Below are 17,738 nucleotides of genomic sequence, written 5' to 3' on the forward strand. Positions count from 1 at the left end.
CTATCTCTACATGCGTACATTTGCCACGTTTACTCGATTTGGAATATATATTTCCGAATCGCCTGAGCAACGCCATCCTCGTTGTTGGTAGCCGTGATTACGTCCGCTATGGATTTGATATGCTCTTCTCCGTTGGCCATCGCCACACCGAGACCTGCCGCCTTCAGCAGTTTCGCGTCATTATGGCTGTCCCCCATGGCGATGACATCAGACATAGACAAGCCCAGCATCTGACATACTTGGCGTACTCCGCTTTCCTTTGTAATGCCTTGCACTGAAATCTCCATATTGACAGGGGCAGAGTGGGTAATCTCAAGCGATCCCCAACTGAGCAGCTCATCCTTTAGTCCCGCAAGCTTCTTCTGGTCTTGGCAGCCGATGCCGAATTTCATCCAATCCCGCTCGAACATCTCCGGCGTCCAGTCCTTGGCGCCTGTCAGGCTTTCTACACTGTAGCCCCAATACCAATCGCCTCGTTCGGCAGCAATTGCGTGAATGCGGCGAATCGTTTCCCGAGGAATAAAGAAACGTTTATAAAGCCTGCCCGGCCCTTCCCATATCTCTGCGCCGTTGAGCAACACCATTGGGGAGTCGAGACCAAGCTCATCCCAGATGCCCTTCGCGGTTTGCAAGCCTCTTCCGGTAGAAAATATGACTTTCACTCCGTTGTCTACGGCATATTGAATCCATTTTTTAGTCTCATCCGTTATTTGCTCCCGATCTGTCAGGAGAGTCCCATCCAGATCCAGTGCAATCAGCTTATACTTCGCTTGTACCTGATGCATGACATTCATCCCTTCACCGCGCCCATCGTCGCACCTTCCATAAGTAGTCTCTGGAATAGAATATAAATAATAATGGACGGTACCATTGCAATGGTTACACCGGCAAACAAGGTTACCCAATCTGCAGTAAATTCCATTTGTTTATTCGCAGAATACATTTGTACCGCAATGGGATATTTCTTAGGATCGCTCAAATAGATGAACGGCGCCAAGAAATTGTTATAGAACCCCAGGAACTTGAATACGCCGACAGTTACAATTCCCGGTGTAGACAACGGAACAATAACGCGCCAAAACTTTTGGAATAATGTCGCGCCATCCATCGTTGCGCTCTCCTCAAGCTCCATAGGCAGAGAACTCATAAATCCACCGAGCAACATCAGGTAGAACACGCTTTCACCCAAACTGGACAACAGTATTAATCCGGTTAAGCTATTGGTCAAATCCAGTTCCCTCATAATGACATACTGAGGCACAAGCGCATTGATGCCAGGCAGGAACAGGGACAACATAATCAAGCCCCAAATCAGCTTTCTTCCTTTGAATGTCATTCGAGTAAGCGCATAAGCGTTAATGGTCGTAAAGAAAAGTCCCAGCACTAGACTTCCGCCAACATAATAGAGCGTATTTAAGAGTGATTGGCCAAAACCGTATTGATTCCAAGCCTTCGAATAGTTCTGCCATCTGAATTCAGAAGGCAGCGCCCATATATCTTGAAAAAATTCTGGATTGCTTTTTAACGATTCATAAATAACCCAGACTAAAGGAAATAAAATGGTCAGCGCCCAGGCATAAAGCACCACACGCCACACAATGTCCATTAACGTTCGTTTTTCCTTCAAATAGATCCCTCCGAACCTTCATATGGAAACTAATACTCGTAGCCTTTGTTCGGCACAAATTTATCGATTAACAGCTTGGCAGTTACTAATATAACGAACAGAATCATACCGACTGCGGAAGCGTAGCCGTAATTCCGATACTCTACGCCAAAGGCTAAGTTAAACATGTAGAGGCCGATTACATCCGTCGAACCAAATGGCCCCCCATTCGTCATAATGAGGATGATCTCGAAGCCCTTCATGGTGCCGACAACGAGGAACAAAGCGCTGACGCGGATAATTGGCGTAACGAGCGGCATCGTAATTTTAAATAAACGTGTCATATGGCCGGCTCCTTCAAGTATCGCCGCCTCGTACAAAGACTTTGGAATCCCCAGCATCGCATTGGCAAAGATTATGGCGTACAAGCCGACGCCGCCCCAAACCCATGCCGGGATAATGGCTGCAAGCGCCGTGCTTTCATTGCCCAGCCAATAGAAATTCCCTATATCAATGCCAATGAATTTTAGAAGGCCATTCAGCAAACCATACGATCCGTCATAAATGAAGGCCCAGAGGAGAGCGACTACGACCGTCGATAAAACGTTCGGGAAGAAAAACAGCACCTTCAAAAATTTATTTTCTTTATACGTTTTGTTTGTAATTAGGTAGGCAAGAAGCAAAGAGATGATAATAACGAAGAATGGAACTGTTATCATAAAAATCAAGTTATGGGTAAGCGCGCGCCAAACATATTTATCTTGGAATGCGGTGATGAAATTGGACAGACCGACAAACTTTGCATCCGTAAACCCGTCCCAATTGAGCATCGCATAATAGACAGATAGAATGTTCGGAAACAATGTAAAAAGCAAATATCCGCCAAAGGAAGGCACGATGGCAATGATAAGAAATATCCACTTCTGCGTATTCGCTTTTTCTAGACCCAGCTTGCGTACAGTCTTCACAGCGGTTGAATCAGACACGTGAGGTCAACTCCTATCTTACTAGACGTTTATAAGTCCTGTTCAGCGTGAAGCCTATAAGACCCAGAGGCTGCAATGGAGAAGCGGAGAGGAATCCTCCCCGCTCCACCACGTCTTAATTTTTCTTTTCAGCCTCTAGAGCTTTCTTCAGCAGTTCTTCAGCTTGCTCCAGAATCGGTTTCGGATCCTGCATGCCCATTGCAAATTTCGCGATATTCTCATTCATTAATTTTTCCGCTTGAGCAAGATTCGGATCGGAAATGTTGAGAGACCGGCTTGCTTTAAAAGTTTGGGCATTATTATCCGCAATGTACTTCAGAACGGATTGGGCAGAGCTGGAAAGGTTAGCCACTTTGGCAGGATCATCCGTCAAATCCTTACGCATTGGCAAAGCGCCTGCTTTTTCGGCAGCAAATTGTTGATTATCAAGCGTAACGAGCCATGCGATCAATTCTTTAGCCCACTTTTTGTTCAACTCCGGCTTAGCAGCCCAGATATAGTTGAAGTTTGAAGTTCCGCTTCGAATCCAAAGCTTTTGATTGGTGTTGTCTCTGAAAGGAACAGCCATGTAGCCCCAATCGAAATCCTCAGGCGTTGCTTCTTTCATCTCATTCTCGACATGAGTCCCTGTCGATACCATCGCTGCTTGCCCTTGAATAACTTGCATTTGCGATTGCGTATGGTTCAATGCCGGAAGTCCTTCTACAAAATATCCTAGCTTGCCAAGCTCATAGAAGCGCGTCCAGGTTTCAACCGTCTCTGGATTTGTGTATTGAGGCAGACCATAAGTTCTATAATTTTCGATAAACTCATCGACATGGCCATTGATATCAGCTAACTCAAAGTTCTTGGCTGTTCCGAAAGCCCAGTTATGGTAGCTTGGATGAATGCCCGGAAACGTAATTGGAGCAATGCCGTCCGCTTTAATGTCTGCTAGCAGTGCTTTAAATTCCTCCCATGTGTTCGGATTTTGGTTCCAGCCATGCTCTTCGAATAGCTTTTTGTTAAAGAACAACCCGCCAAAGCTGCTCGCCGTAGTAAATTCATATCTTTTCCCATTGATCAGCGGCGTTGACTCATACATGCCGGGCATCATAAGATCCTTGACCTTTTTGTCCGGTACGTCTGGAAGAGGGAAATCCCAAATGTCATCCATTGGTTCAAGCTTACCGGCTTCTGCGAGCCCTATAATGCCTCCAGAAGGTTCTGTATTGAATAGGTCAAACATGTCATTATCATTGCCTGCAGAGATTTTTGTAGAAAGAATCGTCTTCATATCAGCAGAAGCCGTGATGTCTACTTTGACATTTGGATACTTGGCTGTGAACGATTCAACTGCATAATCGAACCATTCTCGGCCATAACCTCCAACAAAGAAGCCTACCTTTAGCGTTACTTTCTCAGTCTTTGACAATCCATTCTCATAAACCTCTGCTTCTGCAGTTGCACCCGGCTTATCGGAGCCAGCAGGAGTTGTACTTGGACTAGGCCCGTTGTTTCCTGAGCATGCAGCGAGCATCGTTAGAGATAATAATGCTGCAGCACCCGTACTCATTAATCGATTCATTTTTCCATTCCACATTTTTATTCCCCCTCTTAATTAATAAATAAATTGGATTAACTATTCAAGGATAACTATGTTTTGTTAATTATCAATCAAATCAAGGTGAATAATTTGTAAATAAATAATGGATTTGATCTTTTAAGCCTCACCTCCAAAATTAAGTGTAAGCGTTTACATATCAATTATTTAATAAAGTCATGTCAGCCAACTTGTCAATTGTTTTGATAATCATTAATGGCCCTTCTAATAATCGGGAGAGTTAACCTGAAAGCCCGAATTTCCAAAAAGGTTAATTTCAGCTGAAATATCGCAATGCTTCTTAAGCTTCGATTTGCACTGAAACCGCCTTTCATCCCAAGACGATGCATAATATACTTTGTGCGGCGTATATGGAATAAATTCGTTATAATGATAAAGGATTCCAACTGTTGCTGCTCCAATAATTGCTTGCTATACAATAAATTCTGAACCGTATTAAATGATTTATCTTCTTTCAATACTCTTTTTGCCGGAACGCCTCTCTCAACCAGATAATTTTTCATCAGATCCGCCTCCGAATGTCGTGAACCAACTGCTCCCCCCGATACAATGATGTATTTGTGCCCAAATTGCCGAAAAAGTCTGTAAGCCTCATCCAGTCTTTCCTTAAGCAAAGGATGTATTCGGCCGTCTTTAGATACATAGCCAAGTACAATAAGCGCATCTGCTTTGCCAGGTTTCAACCTAACTGCATGCAGCCAGCATATGTAAGTAAGGACCGCTATCGCTGCTGCTGCAATTATCCATCCCATCCATACCATGAATTGCTCCTCTAGTCGTCAATTTGTTATACTTAATCAAATCAGTTTACAAATTAATCATATCTATTTTTTAAACAATGTCAATACAATCCTTAGCTTTTTTTTGTATTGTGGGGTTATAAAGTTTCTCATTCCGGCCTGACTTGCAACTTTTATTCCCTTCGTATTAATGCTACACTTAGAGCAAAGTATGAATATCATTTATCAAATGTTTTGAATCTCGATTCATATATAATATGTTGTCGGAAAGAGGATGCATATCGTGGGAGATTCGGTCAAAAAATCTAGCCATATGTTACTAAAATCAATCAATCAGCAGAAGGTTCTTTTTCTCATTTATTCCGAAGGGCCAATCTCTCGCGTAGAGCTTTCAGAAAAGACCGGACTAAGCAGGCAAACCGTAACTAATATCGTTAACCGCCTGTTGGAGGAAAAAATAATCGTGGCTGGAGAGCTCATTGATCTGGAAGCAGGAAGCGGAAGAAAAAGAGTGGGCCTTCATATCAACAGCGGCAGCTTTTATGCCATTGGGCTTGAGCTCGCCGGTAAATATATTCGCGGGAAAGTGTACAACCTGCGCCAAGATGCCGTCGCATCAGCTGAACGCACGATTAACAAATATGGCTCCGTTGATGTGCTGCTGAAACTGCTCCATGAAGTCATTGATGAGCTGATTAGTCAAGTGCCTAACGCCTCAAAAATAAAAGGCATTGGCATCAGTATACAGGGCCTGGTGGATTCTCAGCATGGCATCGTTCTCCGCACGCCTGGCATAGGTTTTCATCGTCTGCGGCTCAGTCAGCTTCTCGAAGACAAATATCATATTCCTGTGCATATCGAAAATGATGTTAATCTTCTTTCCGTTTACGAAAACATGAATGGGTGCTTGAAAGAATCGAATAACAATATCACAATTAAGTTCGATTATGGTACCGGTGGCGCTATTGTTGTTGATAAACAAATTATAGCGGGTTCCAACTTTGTCGCAGGGGAATTCGGGCATTATAAAGGGTTCTATGGGGAAGACGCTTATCCTTGCCATTGCGGCAGATCCGGATGCTTAACGACGCTTGCTTCCAGCAGCGGGCTAGGTGTATCTATCAAATGTACGCTAGATGAGTTTGCGGAAGGCATAAAATCAGGAGATGCCAAGTTTCTTAACTTGTATGAAAAAATTGTCGATGGCATCTCGGTAGCCCTTTCTAACATTATTACATTTATTAATCCAGACAGCCTGCTTATGACTGGCCTTGTCATTCAATCGATCAGCCCCGAGATGTTCAGCGAAATCAAAGCCAGAGTCATGCATCAACTGCCGGTAACGGTTAATAACGTACAAATGACATACCTCTATAACAAACCGGACGAAACGAAACTTGCTGCCGGTTTAGTGATTAAACGAGCTTTTGAAATACCGCTTAATACTCTATCTCTTTAATCATGGGTAAATACTCGTTTAAAGGCTGGGGGCTGTCCAATAAGCGGACAGCCCCTTCTCCCCTCTATAACGAGCGCACTCAACGTTTATTCAACTGCTGGGAAGCTTATTCCCCTTCTCCAGCAGCTTGATCGTTTTGCGATCCAACTGCTCTAACATTTGGGCGAATATCGGCTAATCCATCTGACGCCGCTCATTCCAGGCTCGCTCCGCCATCGCCAGAACTCTCAAATGCAACAGGCCGATCTGATGTTTCTCCTCTTTCTCCCAAGAGCAGAATTGCATGCCAAGCGGCTTGAAGCTGTCGTCCAACTGAATGGGATTTGCGTATGCCTCCGACTTCTCCCAATAATTCCCCCATCATCTGGAGTTCCACGCATAGATCTCCTCAGGCGGCCAATGTTTTGTCGGCGTCGCGTACAACGGCTTCCATGACGCGTTAATCAAGGTATATCCCGCTGCGTTAAGCTGGTCGGGCGTATTATTATAGCTCTCCCAGGCTACCACCGTAATGTCGCGGGGGATCTCGATTCCCGGTTGGGACGAGAAGCCTCCTATACAATGGCTTTCTTGCAGTTCCTTTTAACGACCTCCGCCGCGCGAATGACATAATCGCGAAGCAGGCTTTCCGCATTGGAAGGCGAGAATCGTTCCATGCCTTTCCGGCAGACGGGACAATTGTCGTAATAGCTCTTGTTCGTTTCGTCGCCGCCGATATGAACGTATTCCGAATATCGGAATCTCGGCTTCGACAGTTGGTAGATACACAAACCGCCGAAACCCTAGAGCCATAAGGGATTGGGCGGTCTGTGGATAACTAGGCGTATGCCTACGGTTATTGGGGCCTGGTTTAATGAAATGTCCCATATTTGCTGGGGTTCGGGCAATTCGAGCTGTAAAAGAATACCCCTTTGTTCATCTGTCAATTCCGTTCGTTGGTAGACCGTTCCATCGGCGGAACGGGTTTCTACCAAGTGGATGCGTTGAAATACATTGCGCATGTCTCGCCACGTTCTACCCGTTTGGTTTTCCACGATCCGAATTAGCATAAGCCCCAACCAGCAGAGCAGAACATGAGAGCGGATGCGATCATCCTTTCGGTAATAGACCGGGCGAAGCGCCAGCGACTGCTTCGGCGTGCGGAAGGCAGCCTCGACCTTGAGAAGCTGTTTATAGCCAAGTGCGACATCTTCGGAAGAAAGCGTATCGTCAGAGGTCTGGATGAGATACTTCCCGTCGAGACGTTCCATCGTTTTTACGGCTTCCTTGTCGATCCGCAGGTTGCCGCGCTTGTCCATCTTGAGGTAGCGTTTGTACGTAATGTGGCTGTGCAGGCGGCAGTGGGCCCTGCTGTGTGCCTCCCCATCGAGTCGCTTCAAGTTATCGAGCTCTTCTTGCATTGCCTTCAGATGTCCTTCGCGCTGCGCGGCATCCCGCTTGGCCTCTTGAGGGTTGCGAACCAGCACGTAGCGCTTGCGCGCTTCACCATCGCCGATCGTGATGACTTTGACTTCCAAATTATCGCGCACGGTCTTGAATCGCCCTGGATGGGCAAGCGCAGCTTCAACCGATGGCTTGCCAGAAGACATCTTCTCGCCAATGATGTAATGGCCGCCGGTTTGCTGGAAGATGCGCAGGTTGGCTTCGGAAGAAAATCCGCGATCCGCGACGGAAATGACGCGTCCGAGTTTCCAGCCAATAAGGTCTTTCTTCACCTCGGGCACGACGCTCATATCGGCGGTGTTCCCCGGCTAAACCCAGCAGCGGATCGGAATACCGTCACGCGTAACCGCGAAACCAATAACGACCTGTGGTAGGTCAGGCCGGTGATCCTTAGAGTTTCCTCGCTGTCGAAGCGATTCCTCTTCTATCTCTTCCGTCTTGAAGTAAGTGGAAGTCGTGTCAAAGAAGAGTAGGTCGACCTCGAGGTTGAGCAAGTCGGCAACCGAATGGAACACTTCACGCTGAATTCCCTCATCCGACTCGATGAGGAAATCCATGGCGCGGTAGCCATGTTGAACGTCGAATTCGTCCACTCCACTTGCTTGCACAGCCTCGCTTCAAGGCCTGAGGCATATTCGGAATAAGCCTTCATAACCGGGAAAGCCTTATTATCTTCCATTGCAATACAATAGATATATTCATTGTTAGGAGCAATCCATAGAATTCTCTCGATCTGACGCTAGTCGGATTCAGGTAATTGCCATTCGACAACCATATTTTCATAGAGGATATGCATACCTTAACCACCTTTCGCCAATTGATCTTTTGTTTCAATAACATAAAATCCGTTAGCGCTGCCGGAAGGACTAATCTTCTCATTCATATTAACAGCCCAAATCTTTCTAGCGAGAAAATGTCTAAACATAGCCAACGAAGTACCGGTTTCAAGCCCCAATTGCTCATCGCAAGCCAGACAAGCCTTTGCTATCGTTGTGCCTGACAAAAGCGATGCTGCCAGCGAACGCTCCAAGCTCTGAACAGCAAAGATACCCAACGTCCGGACATCTTCGTTGTGGTACTCCTTATGAATCCATTCGACATTCCGAATCAGCGTATAGGGCAAATCCCGTTCAGTCACAATTTCCCCAATCGACTTGAAGGGACTCCCAATATATTCGTTCAATTTCGAATTTCTCTAGTATGCGATCATTCTCCAACTCTTTTGAAGGCTTGACCGTTCTTGCGAATTCCTTGTCCATATATGTAATAACAAAATCTGTCGTCATGACGACATCCACGCCAGTCTTAGGATCTTTGGGATGTTCAACACCGAGTTTCTCCGCTATCAGCTTCGTTTCTTCCAACAGAAGAAGGGGATATTGTTCTCTAATATCGGTCACCTCGTCGGCAAAATCCAAGGCATAGAAATAATCACGCTCCAGATCGGAAAGAAAGGTGTGCTGCCTGCCGGTAGTCCAGCCCACACCGCGGTCGATCTACCTGTTGACGGCACATCCTGTACCCGCAGCCATGGAAGGTAGTCGGCTCCCAATCCTTGTCCTCTGCCTTCTTTGATGAATCTATCAATCTTGCTATCTGTTATCTCTCATTTTCTCTTTGCCACAATAAACGACACTCCCAACATAAAATGGAAAGAGGCTACCATAGGTAGCCTCAAATAGAGTCATGTTCTTATTCTGGATGTCGGTTCTGAGACAGTAGTAGCCCCTAGTAGCAGTATGGCCTATTCCGTCAGTCTAATACTTTATTTTCACTGAACACAAACATCCAATTCACTTAACTAACCTACTCCACCGTAACGCTTTTCGCCAAATTACGCGGTTTATCCACGTCATGCTCAAGCGCTAGCGATGCATAATAAGAAATCAGCTGCAGCGGGATAACGGACAATGCTGGCGACAGGATCGGAAGTGTCTTCGGAATCGCGAACAACTCATCGACGGATTTCGCTACTTCTTCTTCGCTGCCTTCGTTCGCTATGCCTAGAACATGAGCTCCGCGGGCTTTAACTTCTTTAATATTGCTTAGCGTTTTCTCGTAAAGCTCTTCTTGCGTTACAAGAGAGATAACCGGAATACCGTCCTCGATCAGGGCCAAGGTACCGTGCTTCAGTTCTCCTGCTGCATAAGCTTCGGAGTGAATGTAAGAAATTTCCTTAAGCTTGAGCGAGCCCTCTTGCGCTACAGCATAGTCTACGCCGCGGCCGATGAAGAACAAATGCTTGTGATGCGAGATTGATTCCGCAACCTTTTTCAGTACAGCAGCTTGCTCTAGGATGTGTTCAACCTGCTCAGGCAGTTTATGCATAGCAGCTATTACTTCTTCGATATAAGCCGCTTCTTGTGTTTCAAGCGTGCCCGCCAGGTGAAGACCGAATAGGTAGAATGCAATCAACTGCGATGTGTAGGCTTTTGTTGAAGCAACCGCAATCTCAAGACCTGCCCAAGTGATAAGCACATGGTCTGCTTCGCGTGCAACCGAACTGCCCACAACGTTTGTGATCGCCAGTACGCGAGCGCCATTGCGCTGTGCTTCACGAAGAGCGGCAAGCGTATCCGCCGTTTCGCCGGATTGGCTGACTACAATGACAAGGGTATCCGGTGTGATGATCGGTGAACGGTAACGGTATTCGGAGGCAACATCCGTCTCAACCGGAATGCGCGCAAGCGATTCAATAACCGATTTACCGACAAGCCCTGCATGGTAAGCCGTTCCGCAAGCCACAATGTGTACTTTACGAATCGATTTAATATATTCAGCTGTCATTCCCAGCTCTTTTAATTGCACAGATTTGCCGTCTTCTGCAATGCGGCTAATCATCGTATCACGGTAAGCTTTTGGCTGCTCGTGAATTTCTTTCAGCATAAAGTGATCAAATCCGGCTTTTTCCGCCGTTACAAGATCCCAATCGACATGGAATATTTCCTTGGAAATACTTTCGCCTTCAGTCGTCATCAATTCGACAGAACTGCTTGTCAGAATAGCCATTTCGCCGTCGTTCAAAATGTAAACGTTGCGCGTATGCTCCAAAATAGCCGGAATATCCGAACCAATGAAGTTTTCGCCATCGCCCACGCCAATAACAAGCGGACTTGCAAAACGAACAGCTACTAGACGATCCGGTTCAAACTCTGTCAATACGCCAAGCGCGAACGCTCCGCGCATACGTTTAACCGCACGTTGTACGGCTTCTACGATGTTGCCGTTGTATTCATCAGCAATAAGATGGGAAATGACTTCCGTATCTGTCTCCGATACGAATACATGGCCCTTTGCCATCAATTCTTCTTTCAGGTTCAAGTAATTCTCAACGATACCGTTGTGAACAACAGAAAACTTAGCGGTGTTGTCCGTGTGCGGATGCGAGTTCACATCAGATGGTTTACCATGAGTAGCCCAGCGAGTATGACCGATACCGACAAAACCTTCTAACGGTTCTTCGCGCAGCAAGCCTTCAAGGTTCGCCAAACGACCTTTGGACTTTGTAATTTCAAGCCCGTTTTTCGTGAAGACAGCGATACCGGCGGAATCATATCCCCGGTACTCCAGCTTCTTCAATCCTTCGAGCAAAATGTCCTGAGAGTCGCGTTTACCAATATATCCTACAATTCCACACATAATTTAATAAGCCTCCGATAGGTTATTTTCCCGCCTTTATCGGATGCCGCCAATGCGTGGCACAGGCAATATGAAGTTGTCACAGATTAATCGCAATCATTGCGGAAAATGTAACCCCTCTGCCCGTGCCCACCCCACAGGTGGCATCTAGGACATACGGGAGTGATGAATACAAATACGAAAAATAATAAGCCCGCCGCACGATTGTATGACCGGTCGCCCGGCCGTTTTACGTAACGGCTTTCGGTTGGCTTGCAATACCGGAAGGTCCCCGCCGAATGTTTCGAACACCTTCACCTCGTCAGCTTCCCGTATGAACACCCGCTTCAAGCCCTAAATACAAGGCTCGGCAACAAGGCTGCCCACTACGCAAGCTCTGGCGCTTAACATGCTTAAATAACCTCTATCCTCTCTTTCCTTCCTGAATCACACTACCTATCATATTCATTTTAGCGCTGCTGTGCAACCATTCGATGAAAAAATACACAAGTATCTTCCAAAAAAAGGAGTCGAAGACCCGTCTTCTACAAGGTCCGACAAGCCTTCGACATTTTCTGCTATTAAAAATTAACCAAGCTCGCTTTTTACAACTTCAGCGATTTGATCGACATACGCCTCGACTTGATCCTTCTCCGGACCTTCCGCCATCACGCGAATCAGAGATTCCGTACCCGAAGGACGCACAAGCACACGGCCGTTATCGCCAAGCTCAAGCTCTACGAGTCTCACCGCTTCTTCGATTGCGGCATTGCCTTGGTACAAGCTTTTATCCGCTACCCGTACGTTAACAAGCTTCTGCGGGTACTTACGCATGAGAGCCTTAAGCTCGCTTAGCTTCTTACCGGAGGCTGCAAGCGTATCAACAAGCTGCAGCGCAGTGAGGATGCCGTCACCCGTCGTAATATGGTCAAGGAAAATAACATGCCCGGATTGCTCGCCGCCAAGGTTAAAGCCGCCGCGACGCATTTCTTCCATAACATATCGGTCACCGACAGCAGTTTGCGCGGTTTTCAGGCCGATTCGCTCCGCACCTTTAAAGAAGCCGATATTAGCCATGACCGTCGTAACGATCGTATCTTCCTTCAGCTTGCCGGCCCGCTTCATCGCGTCGCCGATAATGCACAGAATAAAGTCGCCGTCGACCTCTTCGCCCTTCTCGTCGATGGCAATGAGACGATCCGCGTCGCCGTCAAAAGAAAGCCCTAGATCCGCGCCGTGTTGCAGAACCTGCTCACGCAAATATTCAGGATGCGTCGATCCGACGCCTGCATTGATATTCAGCCCATCCGGCTCGGCACCCACGGTAATAATGTCCGCTCCAAGCTCGCGGAATACGGAAGGAGCCAGCTCATAAGCAGAGCCGTTCGCGCAGTCGAGCACGATTTTCAGACCGCTGAAATCACCCTTGATCGTTGTCTTCAAATAGTCCAAATAACGCTGCTTAGCACCTTTATCGCTTGATACCGCTCCGATATCGCCGCCCTCGGGACGTGGCAATTCATCCGTTAACGCATCAATTAGCTGCTCGATTTCGAGCTCGGTATCATCCGATAATTTAAAACCGTCGCCCGCAAAAAACTTAATGCCGTTATCCTCTACAGGATTATGCGATGCTGAGATCATAACGCCTGCATCAGCGCCCGTCTCACGCGTAATATAAGCAACCGCCGGCGTAGAAACAACGCCTAGACGAACGACGCTTGCGCCGATGGACAACAGGCCTGCAATAAGCGCCGATTCAAGCATTGGGCCCGAAATCCGTGTATCCAAGCCGATAACTACTTTAGGTTTGTTAGCCTTACGCGTTAGAACATAGCCGCCGCAGCGACCGATTTTGTATGCTAGCTCAGGTGTAAGCTCCCGGTTTGCTACCCCGCGAACACCGTCTGTACCGAAATATTTCCCCATAATTAAAATGCTCCTTTGTCATATAGTGCGTTTGTTACTATCTACTTATGCTGCTTTGTTGATTATGGATTCATTGTTGGACCTCCAGCAGCATTTTCGCCGCCGTTAGCGCTCTCCTCGCCGGTATCCGGCGCTGTCGGCGTCGGCGTTGGCGTCGGAGTAGACGTTGGAGGCTCCTCCGTCGGAGTGCCTCCAACCTCCTCCGCGTTTTCGTCATCCGTCCCCGCGGCTTCCTCTTCCACGATTTCAATCGATACCGTCAACGTCTCCCCGCTCCCGAGCACTGTCTGCACGTAAGCAGGCACATCCACCTGGAGCGTTACAACGTGCAAGCCGGGCTTTAGCCCTTCGACATTTGCGATAATTGTTATCGCTTCTGCCTTCAGTGCATTCAACACTGACTCAGCGCCGCTCACGGTTAAATCGTATTTCCCGTCAGCCGGATTTCGGAAAACCGCAGATGTTCCGCTCGAGGCGCCCTCTACGGCAATAGGCAATCCCGTAAAGGTTCGCGTAATGATAGGCGCAACAACAACCTCGAGCGTGACTTCAGCCGGATCAATCGATTTAATGCCGTCAATCGCTTCCGTCTTGACCTGCACGGCCCCGGATTGCTTCACCTTGGAGAGGTCGAGCACAACGCCGTCATAGACCTGAAGCTCGTCTAACGCCTTCTGTTCGCCGTATACCGTCACCTCGTCAATGGCCGGCTTTACGGATACCAGGCTCAGCCCCTCCGGCAGAGAGCCCGTATAGCGCACCTGAAGAGGCAGTGTTTTGAACGGAGGCGTGATCTTAACCTCGACATGCACCGTTTCCGGAGAAATGATCGCGTTAGTCATTTCTATGCCGTCCGTGTCATAAACGACAACCTTTGCCTTTTTGTTCACGATTGTTTTATCTGCGCCCTCTACATTAACTTCCGTTGTAACGACGCCAACCCTGCTCATATCGTCCTTAGGCAGCGTAATCTGAACGCCGGCCGATGGCGCTACTACCGTAGAAGCGCCTACCACATAACCTGCTGCCGGTTTTCCTTCCGTCGTTACCTGAAGCTCGAACGGCTTTGTCAAAATCTCTTCGATTTGCACCGTTACCGTTCGCGGCGACATTTCAACAAGTTGAATTCCCTTTGGCAAGGTTGCAACCAACGGCAATTCCTGAATGCCCGGCTTCGCGTCTTTTAAATCCACCTTGACGACATAATCGTCATCGGAGGAGGCGTTAAGAAGATTGGTAAGCCTTCCTTGTACGTCCAAGCGAACCACGGATGGCTCCATGGCCGTCATTACGTACTTGTCCGTATCTAGTCCGTCTGCTTTTATGACAGATGCTTCTATCGTCTTCGTGTCTACATTGGACGTAACAGCCTGAGGCGATGTGTCCGGATCAATGTGCACGACAGCCCAGAGCAGCAATCCCACGATGACGGAAATAATTTTGAGCGAGGTCGGGTGACTTAGCCATTTATCCATCTTGGCCTCCTTTCCTCTTCCAGAAAGACGATATCGTCACGCGTTCCTTCGCGCGCCCGTTCGTCTTCGGAGTCAGCTCATCGAACAGCTTCGAAATAAGCGATTCCTCGTTAATATCGCGTACGATCATACCGCCCAGCGACAAGGATACTTGTCCCGTTTCCTCTGACACCGTAACCGAAACGGCATCCGTTACCTCGCTTACGCCGATAGCGGCGCGGTGGCGCGTGCCAAGCTCCTTGCTGATAAAAGGGTTCTCCGACAACGGCAGGTAACAGCCTGCTGCCATGATTTGATTGGAGCGTATGATAACCGCGCCATCGTGAAGCGGTGTATTAGGCGTAAAAATATTAATGAGCAGCTCCGATGTAATCTTCGACTCCATACGGATTCCCGACTCAATCAATTCACTCAGCCCCGTGCTTCGCTCGAATACAATTAACGCTCCGATCTTACGCTCCGACATAAAGCGGACAGCCTTAATCAAGCCGTCAATTTGTTCATTAACGACATCTCTGTCAAGGGAATACGAACGCGCAAACAGCTTGCCGCGGCCAAGTTGCTCCAGCACGCGCCTTAGCTCCGGCTGAAATATAATGAGCACGCTCACGATACCGAACGTGAACATCTGATTCATGAGCCATTTTAACGTATACAAATTGAACCATGTACTGAGCGCCCATACCGCAACGAGTATAAAAATACCTTTCAAAAGCTGAACCGCACGCGTTCCGCGCACCAGCAAAATCATTTTATAAATAATAAAACTGACTATGCCAACATCGATGATGTCCTTTAACCAGTCATGCCAAGTCAAATCCGAGAAATAACTCATATGCCAACCCCCAACAGCCGATCCCCTTATTCTTGTCTATTATCGGTTTTCAACTTTATTATTTTCTATATATGGGATTGGAAATCCTTTTTTTCGAAAAAAAATAAAAAACGCCCCCCTGCAAGAGGGAGGCAGCTTGCATTAACGAGCATTACCGCCAAAAGTTTGCGTCACTTTGTACCAGAACCAATCGAGCGCTTGGTCAATGGTTCTGCTCTGACCTGCGATATGGCCGGTGGAGGCTAAGTTCAAGGAGCCGTCAATGACGGTTACGTTACCGTCTACCTCGCCCTTCACTTCAGCCACTCCGTTCTCCACGGTCAGGTTCCCCGTTAGATGGGCTCCCTCCGGTACAATGACTGTATTGCCTTCTATAATGACCTGCTGAAGATCCTCGCCTGCTACAATAAGCTTGGTGTCCTCTTCCCACATGGTGAAGAAGCTTCCCAGCATAACGAGTACAAACACTGCGGCCGCGGTAACTCCCGGGTACCTGTAGATGAAGCGTACGGCACGGTTCCGCTGCTTGTTTTGTTTCTTCGGCAGCTGCTGCATAATCCGCTGCGTCAATTGCTCTGATGCGTTCTTGTCATAATCCGCGGCAGGCTTAATCGCTTCTAAAGTTTGGAACGCCGCGGCGTCCGTCTTCTGGAGCTGTTCAAACCGACTGCGACAAGCCGGACAGGAAAGCAGATGAGATTTTAACGTAACGATATCTTCACGCGGCAGCTCGCCGTCTAAATAGTCATGCATCCATACGATGGCGACGTTGCAATTCATAGCAGCCAGTCCTTTCTTTCAGATGCTCGCGCATTAAGTTCTTTTCTCGCTATTAGGATACGTTGCTAACGAGAGGGATGTTTCACTTTTTTTTGAATTCAAACACGATAATATGATTATAAGGATATCCGCCCTCGAAAAAAAGCCGATGTCCGGGACATGGCTTCCATTTTCATGCAAGGCCTCTCTTATTCGTTATAATTTGTGCTCCAGCTTCTTGCGAAGAAATTCCCTGCCCCTGTGAACACGGGTTTTGATCGTTGTCACGGGCATATCCAGCACATCGCCAATCTCCTGCAAGGAAAGATCCTGCATATATCGGAGAGTCATGACGCTCTTGTATTTCGGCGGCAGCGAAGCGATAGCCGCATGGATGATCCGCTGCGTATCCGACAGCAGAAGCTCTGATTCCGGCGTCCGGTTGTCGCTTGGAATCATCGAATAGCCATCCAGGCCCTCGTGATCGGATGATTCCGCGTCAAGCGAATAGGTCGGCTTGCGTTTGCGCAGCCGGTCAATGCAGAGATTCGTCGCAATCCTGTAAATCCAGGTCGAAAACTTCAATGTATCATCATATCGGTCCAGGTTTTTGTATACGCGAAGGAAGGTGTCTTGAACCACATCCTCCGCCTCCTGGCGGCTGTTTAACATTCGATATGCCATATGAAAGAGCTTATCTTGATAGAGGTCTACAAGCTCAGCAAATGCTTGCTGATCGCCTTTGAGCGCTAACTTCGCCAGGCGTGCTTCCAATACGTTCACCTTAACTCCTCCAAACCTTCCGTTCATTCGACTAAATCGCCTTGCTATAGGCTCAGGCAACCTTATTACATGGTACAACTGCTATTTGTATGTAATCGCAAGGTTCGGCCATACCCGCCGCTGCGATATGTCGTTTAATCTCCGTGCTGCACCTTCAACAAACCGTACCGCGCGCAGCAAAAGCTGCCTAAACCAGCCTTAAGAGAAAAGGAGGTGCGCAGGCTGAATTCAAATGATTACCATTCAAGGAAAATCGTAATCGACATGGGCTTAAAAAGCAAGACAATTGAGAAAGTATACCTTCCGAATCTTCCTGGGCCTTCCGTGATCATTCATTCAAAAAGCAATGTCATTCAGCCATTATATCGGTTTGGCGCGAACACAGCAATCGACCTCAGGCTAGTATATCGTTTCGACCTTCGGCCAGTATCCGCGTACAATAGCAAAAAGGTCTTAGAAGCCAAGCGGCCTCTAGACCTTCTGCATTAATATATGCCTTGCG

15 protein-coding genes and 1 pseudogene are annotated in these 17,738 nt (G+C 47.6%); 1 reads left to right on the plus strand and 15 read right to left on the minus strand.

Annotated features, from left to right (window positions below):
* Positions 1-29: 29 nt before the first annotated feature.
* The 5 genes from ACN6MW_RS10845 to ACN6MW_RS10865 all read right to left on the minus strand — a co-directional run bounded on the left by ACN6MW_RS10845 (position 30) and on the right by ACN6MW_RS10865 (position 4,956).
* Positions 30-794, minus strand: a complete 765-nt coding sequence (locus tag ACN6MW_RS10845; protein WP_419875479.1) for a Cof-type HAD-IIB family hydrolase — start codon at positions 792-794, stop codon at positions 30-32.
* The gene (locus ACN6MW_RS10850; RefSeq protein ID WP_419875480.1) at positions 791-1,627 is read right to left on the minus strand and encodes a carbohydrate ABC transporter permease; all 837 of its coding nucleotides are present in this window, start codon (positions 1,625-1,627) and stop codon (positions 791-793) included. Before ACN6MW_RS10850 ends, ACN6MW_RS10845 begins: the two co-directional genes overlap by 4 nt.
* 29 nt (positions 1,628-1,656) lie before the next feature.
* Positions 1,657-2,592 carry a carbohydrate ABC transporter permease gene (locus ACN6MW_RS10855; protein ID WP_419875481.1) on the minus strand — a complete coding sequence of 312 codons (936 nt, stop codon included), beginning with the start codon at positions 2,590-2,592 and terminating at the stop codon, positions 1,657-1,659.
* Positions 2,593-2,707: 115 nt separating this feature from the next.
* A complete protein-coding gene (locus ACN6MW_RS10860; protein ID WP_419875482.1) occupies positions 2,708-4,174 on the minus strand; it encodes an ABC transporter substrate-binding protein in 1,467 nt (488 codons plus the stop codon).
* A 194-nt stretch (positions 4,175-4,368) separates the two neighbouring features.
* Positions 4,369-4,956 (minus strand): YdcF family protein, encoded by a 588-nt coding sequence (locus ACN6MW_RS10865; protein ID WP_419875483.1) that lies wholly within the window; start codon positions 4,954-4,956, stop codon positions 4,369-4,371.
* Positions 4,957-5,209: 253 nt separating this feature from the next.
* Here ACN6MW_RS10865 and ACN6MW_RS10870 point away from each other — a divergent pair, with 253 nt between their 5' ends.
* Positions 5,210-6,394: an ROK family transcriptional regulator gene (locus ACN6MW_RS10870; protein WP_419875484.1), complete on the plus strand. Its 1,185-nt coding sequence runs from the start codon at positions 5,210-5,212 to the stop codon at positions 6,392-6,394.
* 554 nt (positions 6,395-6,948) lie between these two features.
* On the opposite strand, the gene ACN6MW_RS10875 is transcribed toward ACN6MW_RS10870, so the two are convergent.
* The 10 genes and pseudogenes from ACN6MW_RS10875 to sigW form a co-directional block, all read right to left on the minus strand.
* A complete protein-coding gene (locus ACN6MW_RS10875) occupies positions 6,949-7,164 on the minus strand; it encodes a family 20 glycosylhydrolase (RefSeq protein WP_419875485.1) in 216 nt (71 codons plus the stop codon).
* Positions 7,165-7,242: 78 nt separating this feature from the next.
* A pseudogene (locus ACN6MW_RS10880) lies at positions 7,243-8,421 on the minus strand (IS1634 family transposase); the annotation flags it as partial.
* A 215-nt stretch (positions 8,422-8,636) separates the two neighbouring features.
* Positions 8,637-9,020, minus strand: coding sequence for a TnsA endonuclease C-terminal domain-containing protein (locus ACN6MW_RS10885; protein WP_419875486.1), 384 nt, complete (start codon positions 9,018-9,020; stop codon positions 8,637-8,639).
* Positions 8,968-9,321: a TnsA endonuclease N-terminal domain-containing protein gene (locus ACN6MW_RS10890; protein WP_419875487.1), complete on the minus strand. Its 354-nt coding sequence runs from the start codon at positions 9,319-9,321 to the stop codon at positions 8,968-8,970. Before ACN6MW_RS10890 ends, ACN6MW_RS10885 begins: the two co-directional genes overlap by 53 nt.
* 322 nt (positions 9,322-9,643) lie before the next feature.
* Positions 9,644-11,476, minus strand: a complete 1,833-nt coding sequence (glmS, locus tag ACN6MW_RS10895) for a glutamine--fructose-6-phosphate transaminase (isomerizing) (RefSeq protein WP_419875488.1) — start codon at positions 11,474-11,476, stop codon at positions 9,644-9,646.
* A gap of 567 nt (positions 11,477-12,043) precedes the next feature.
* The gene (gene glmM / locus ACN6MW_RS10900; RefSeq protein WP_419875489.1) at positions 12,044-13,384 is read right to left on the minus strand and encodes a phosphoglucosamine mutase; all 1,341 of its coding nucleotides are present in this window, start codon (positions 13,382-13,384) and stop codon (positions 12,044-12,046) included.
* A 62-nt stretch (positions 13,385-13,446) separates the two neighbouring features.
* Positions 13,447-14,859 (minus strand): YbbR-like domain-containing protein, encoded by a 1,413-nt coding sequence (locus tag ACN6MW_RS10905; RefSeq protein ID WP_419875490.1) that lies wholly within the window; start codon positions 14,857-14,859, stop codon positions 13,447-13,449.
* Positions 14,852-15,694: a diadenylate cyclase CdaA gene (gene cdaA, locus ACN6MW_RS10910; protein ID WP_364154305.1), complete on the minus strand. Its 843-nt coding sequence runs from the start codon at positions 15,692-15,694 to the stop codon at positions 14,852-14,854. The genes ACN6MW_RS10905 and cdaA overlap by 8 nt, the downstream gene beginning before the upstream one ends.
* A gap of 141 nt (positions 15,695-15,835) precedes the next feature.
* Positions 15,836-16,474, minus strand: a complete 639-nt coding sequence (locus ACN6MW_RS10915; RefSeq protein WP_364154303.1) for a zf-HC2 domain-containing protein — start codon at positions 16,472-16,474, stop codon at positions 15,836-15,838.
* Between the two features lie 195 nt (positions 16,475-16,669).
* Entirely contained in the window at positions 16,670-17,236 is a 567-nt protein-coding gene (sigW, locus tag ACN6MW_RS10920) for an RNA polymerase sigma factor SigW (RefSeq protein WP_364154302.1), read from the minus strand.
* Between the last annotated feature and the right edge of the window lie 502 nt (positions 17,237-17,738).

Origin of the sequence: Pristimantibacillus sp. PTI5 (assembly GCF_048572955.1) — a bacterium.
Classification (GTDB): Bacteria; Bacillota; Bacilli; order Paenibacillales; family Paenibacillaceae; genus Pristimantibacillus.

Excerpts from the sequence above, each read along its gene's own strand:
- ACN6MW_RS10845 (WP_419875479.1), bottom strand. The coding sequence starts at position 794 with ATGAATGTCATGCATCAGGTACAAGCGAAGTATAAGCTGATTGCACTG.
- ACN6MW_RS10860 (WP_419875482.1), bottom strand. The coding sequence starts at position 4,174 with ATGTGGAATGGAAAAATGAATCGATTAATGAGTACGGGTGCTGCAGCA.
- ACN6MW_RS10865 (WP_419875483.1), bottom strand. The coding sequence starts at position 4,956 with ATGGTATGGATGGGATGGATAATTGCAGCAGCAGCGATAGCGGTCCTT.
- ACN6MW_RS10870 (WP_419875484.1), top strand. The coding sequence starts at position 5,210 with ATGCATATCGTGGGAGATTCGGTCAAAAAATCTAGCCATATGTTACTA.
- glmS (WP_419875488.1), bottom strand. The coding sequence starts at position 11,476 with ATGTGTGGAATTGTAGGATATATTGGTAAACGCGACTCTCAGGACATT.
- glmM (WP_419875489.1), bottom strand. The coding sequence starts at position 13,384 with ATGGGGAAATATTTCGGTACAGACGGTGTTCGCGGGGTAGCAAACCGG.
- ACN6MW_RS10905 (WP_419875490.1), bottom strand. The coding sequence starts at position 14,859 with ATGGATAAATGGCTAAGTCACCCGACCTCGCTCAAAATTATTTCCGTC.
- cdaA (WP_364154305.1), bottom strand. The coding sequence starts at position 15,694 with ATGAGTTATTTCTCGGATTTGACTTGGCATGACTGGTTAAAGGACATC.
- ACN6MW_RS10915 (WP_364154303.1), bottom strand. The coding sequence starts at position 16,474 with ATGAATTGCAACGTCGCCATCGTATGGATGCATGACTATTTAGACGGC.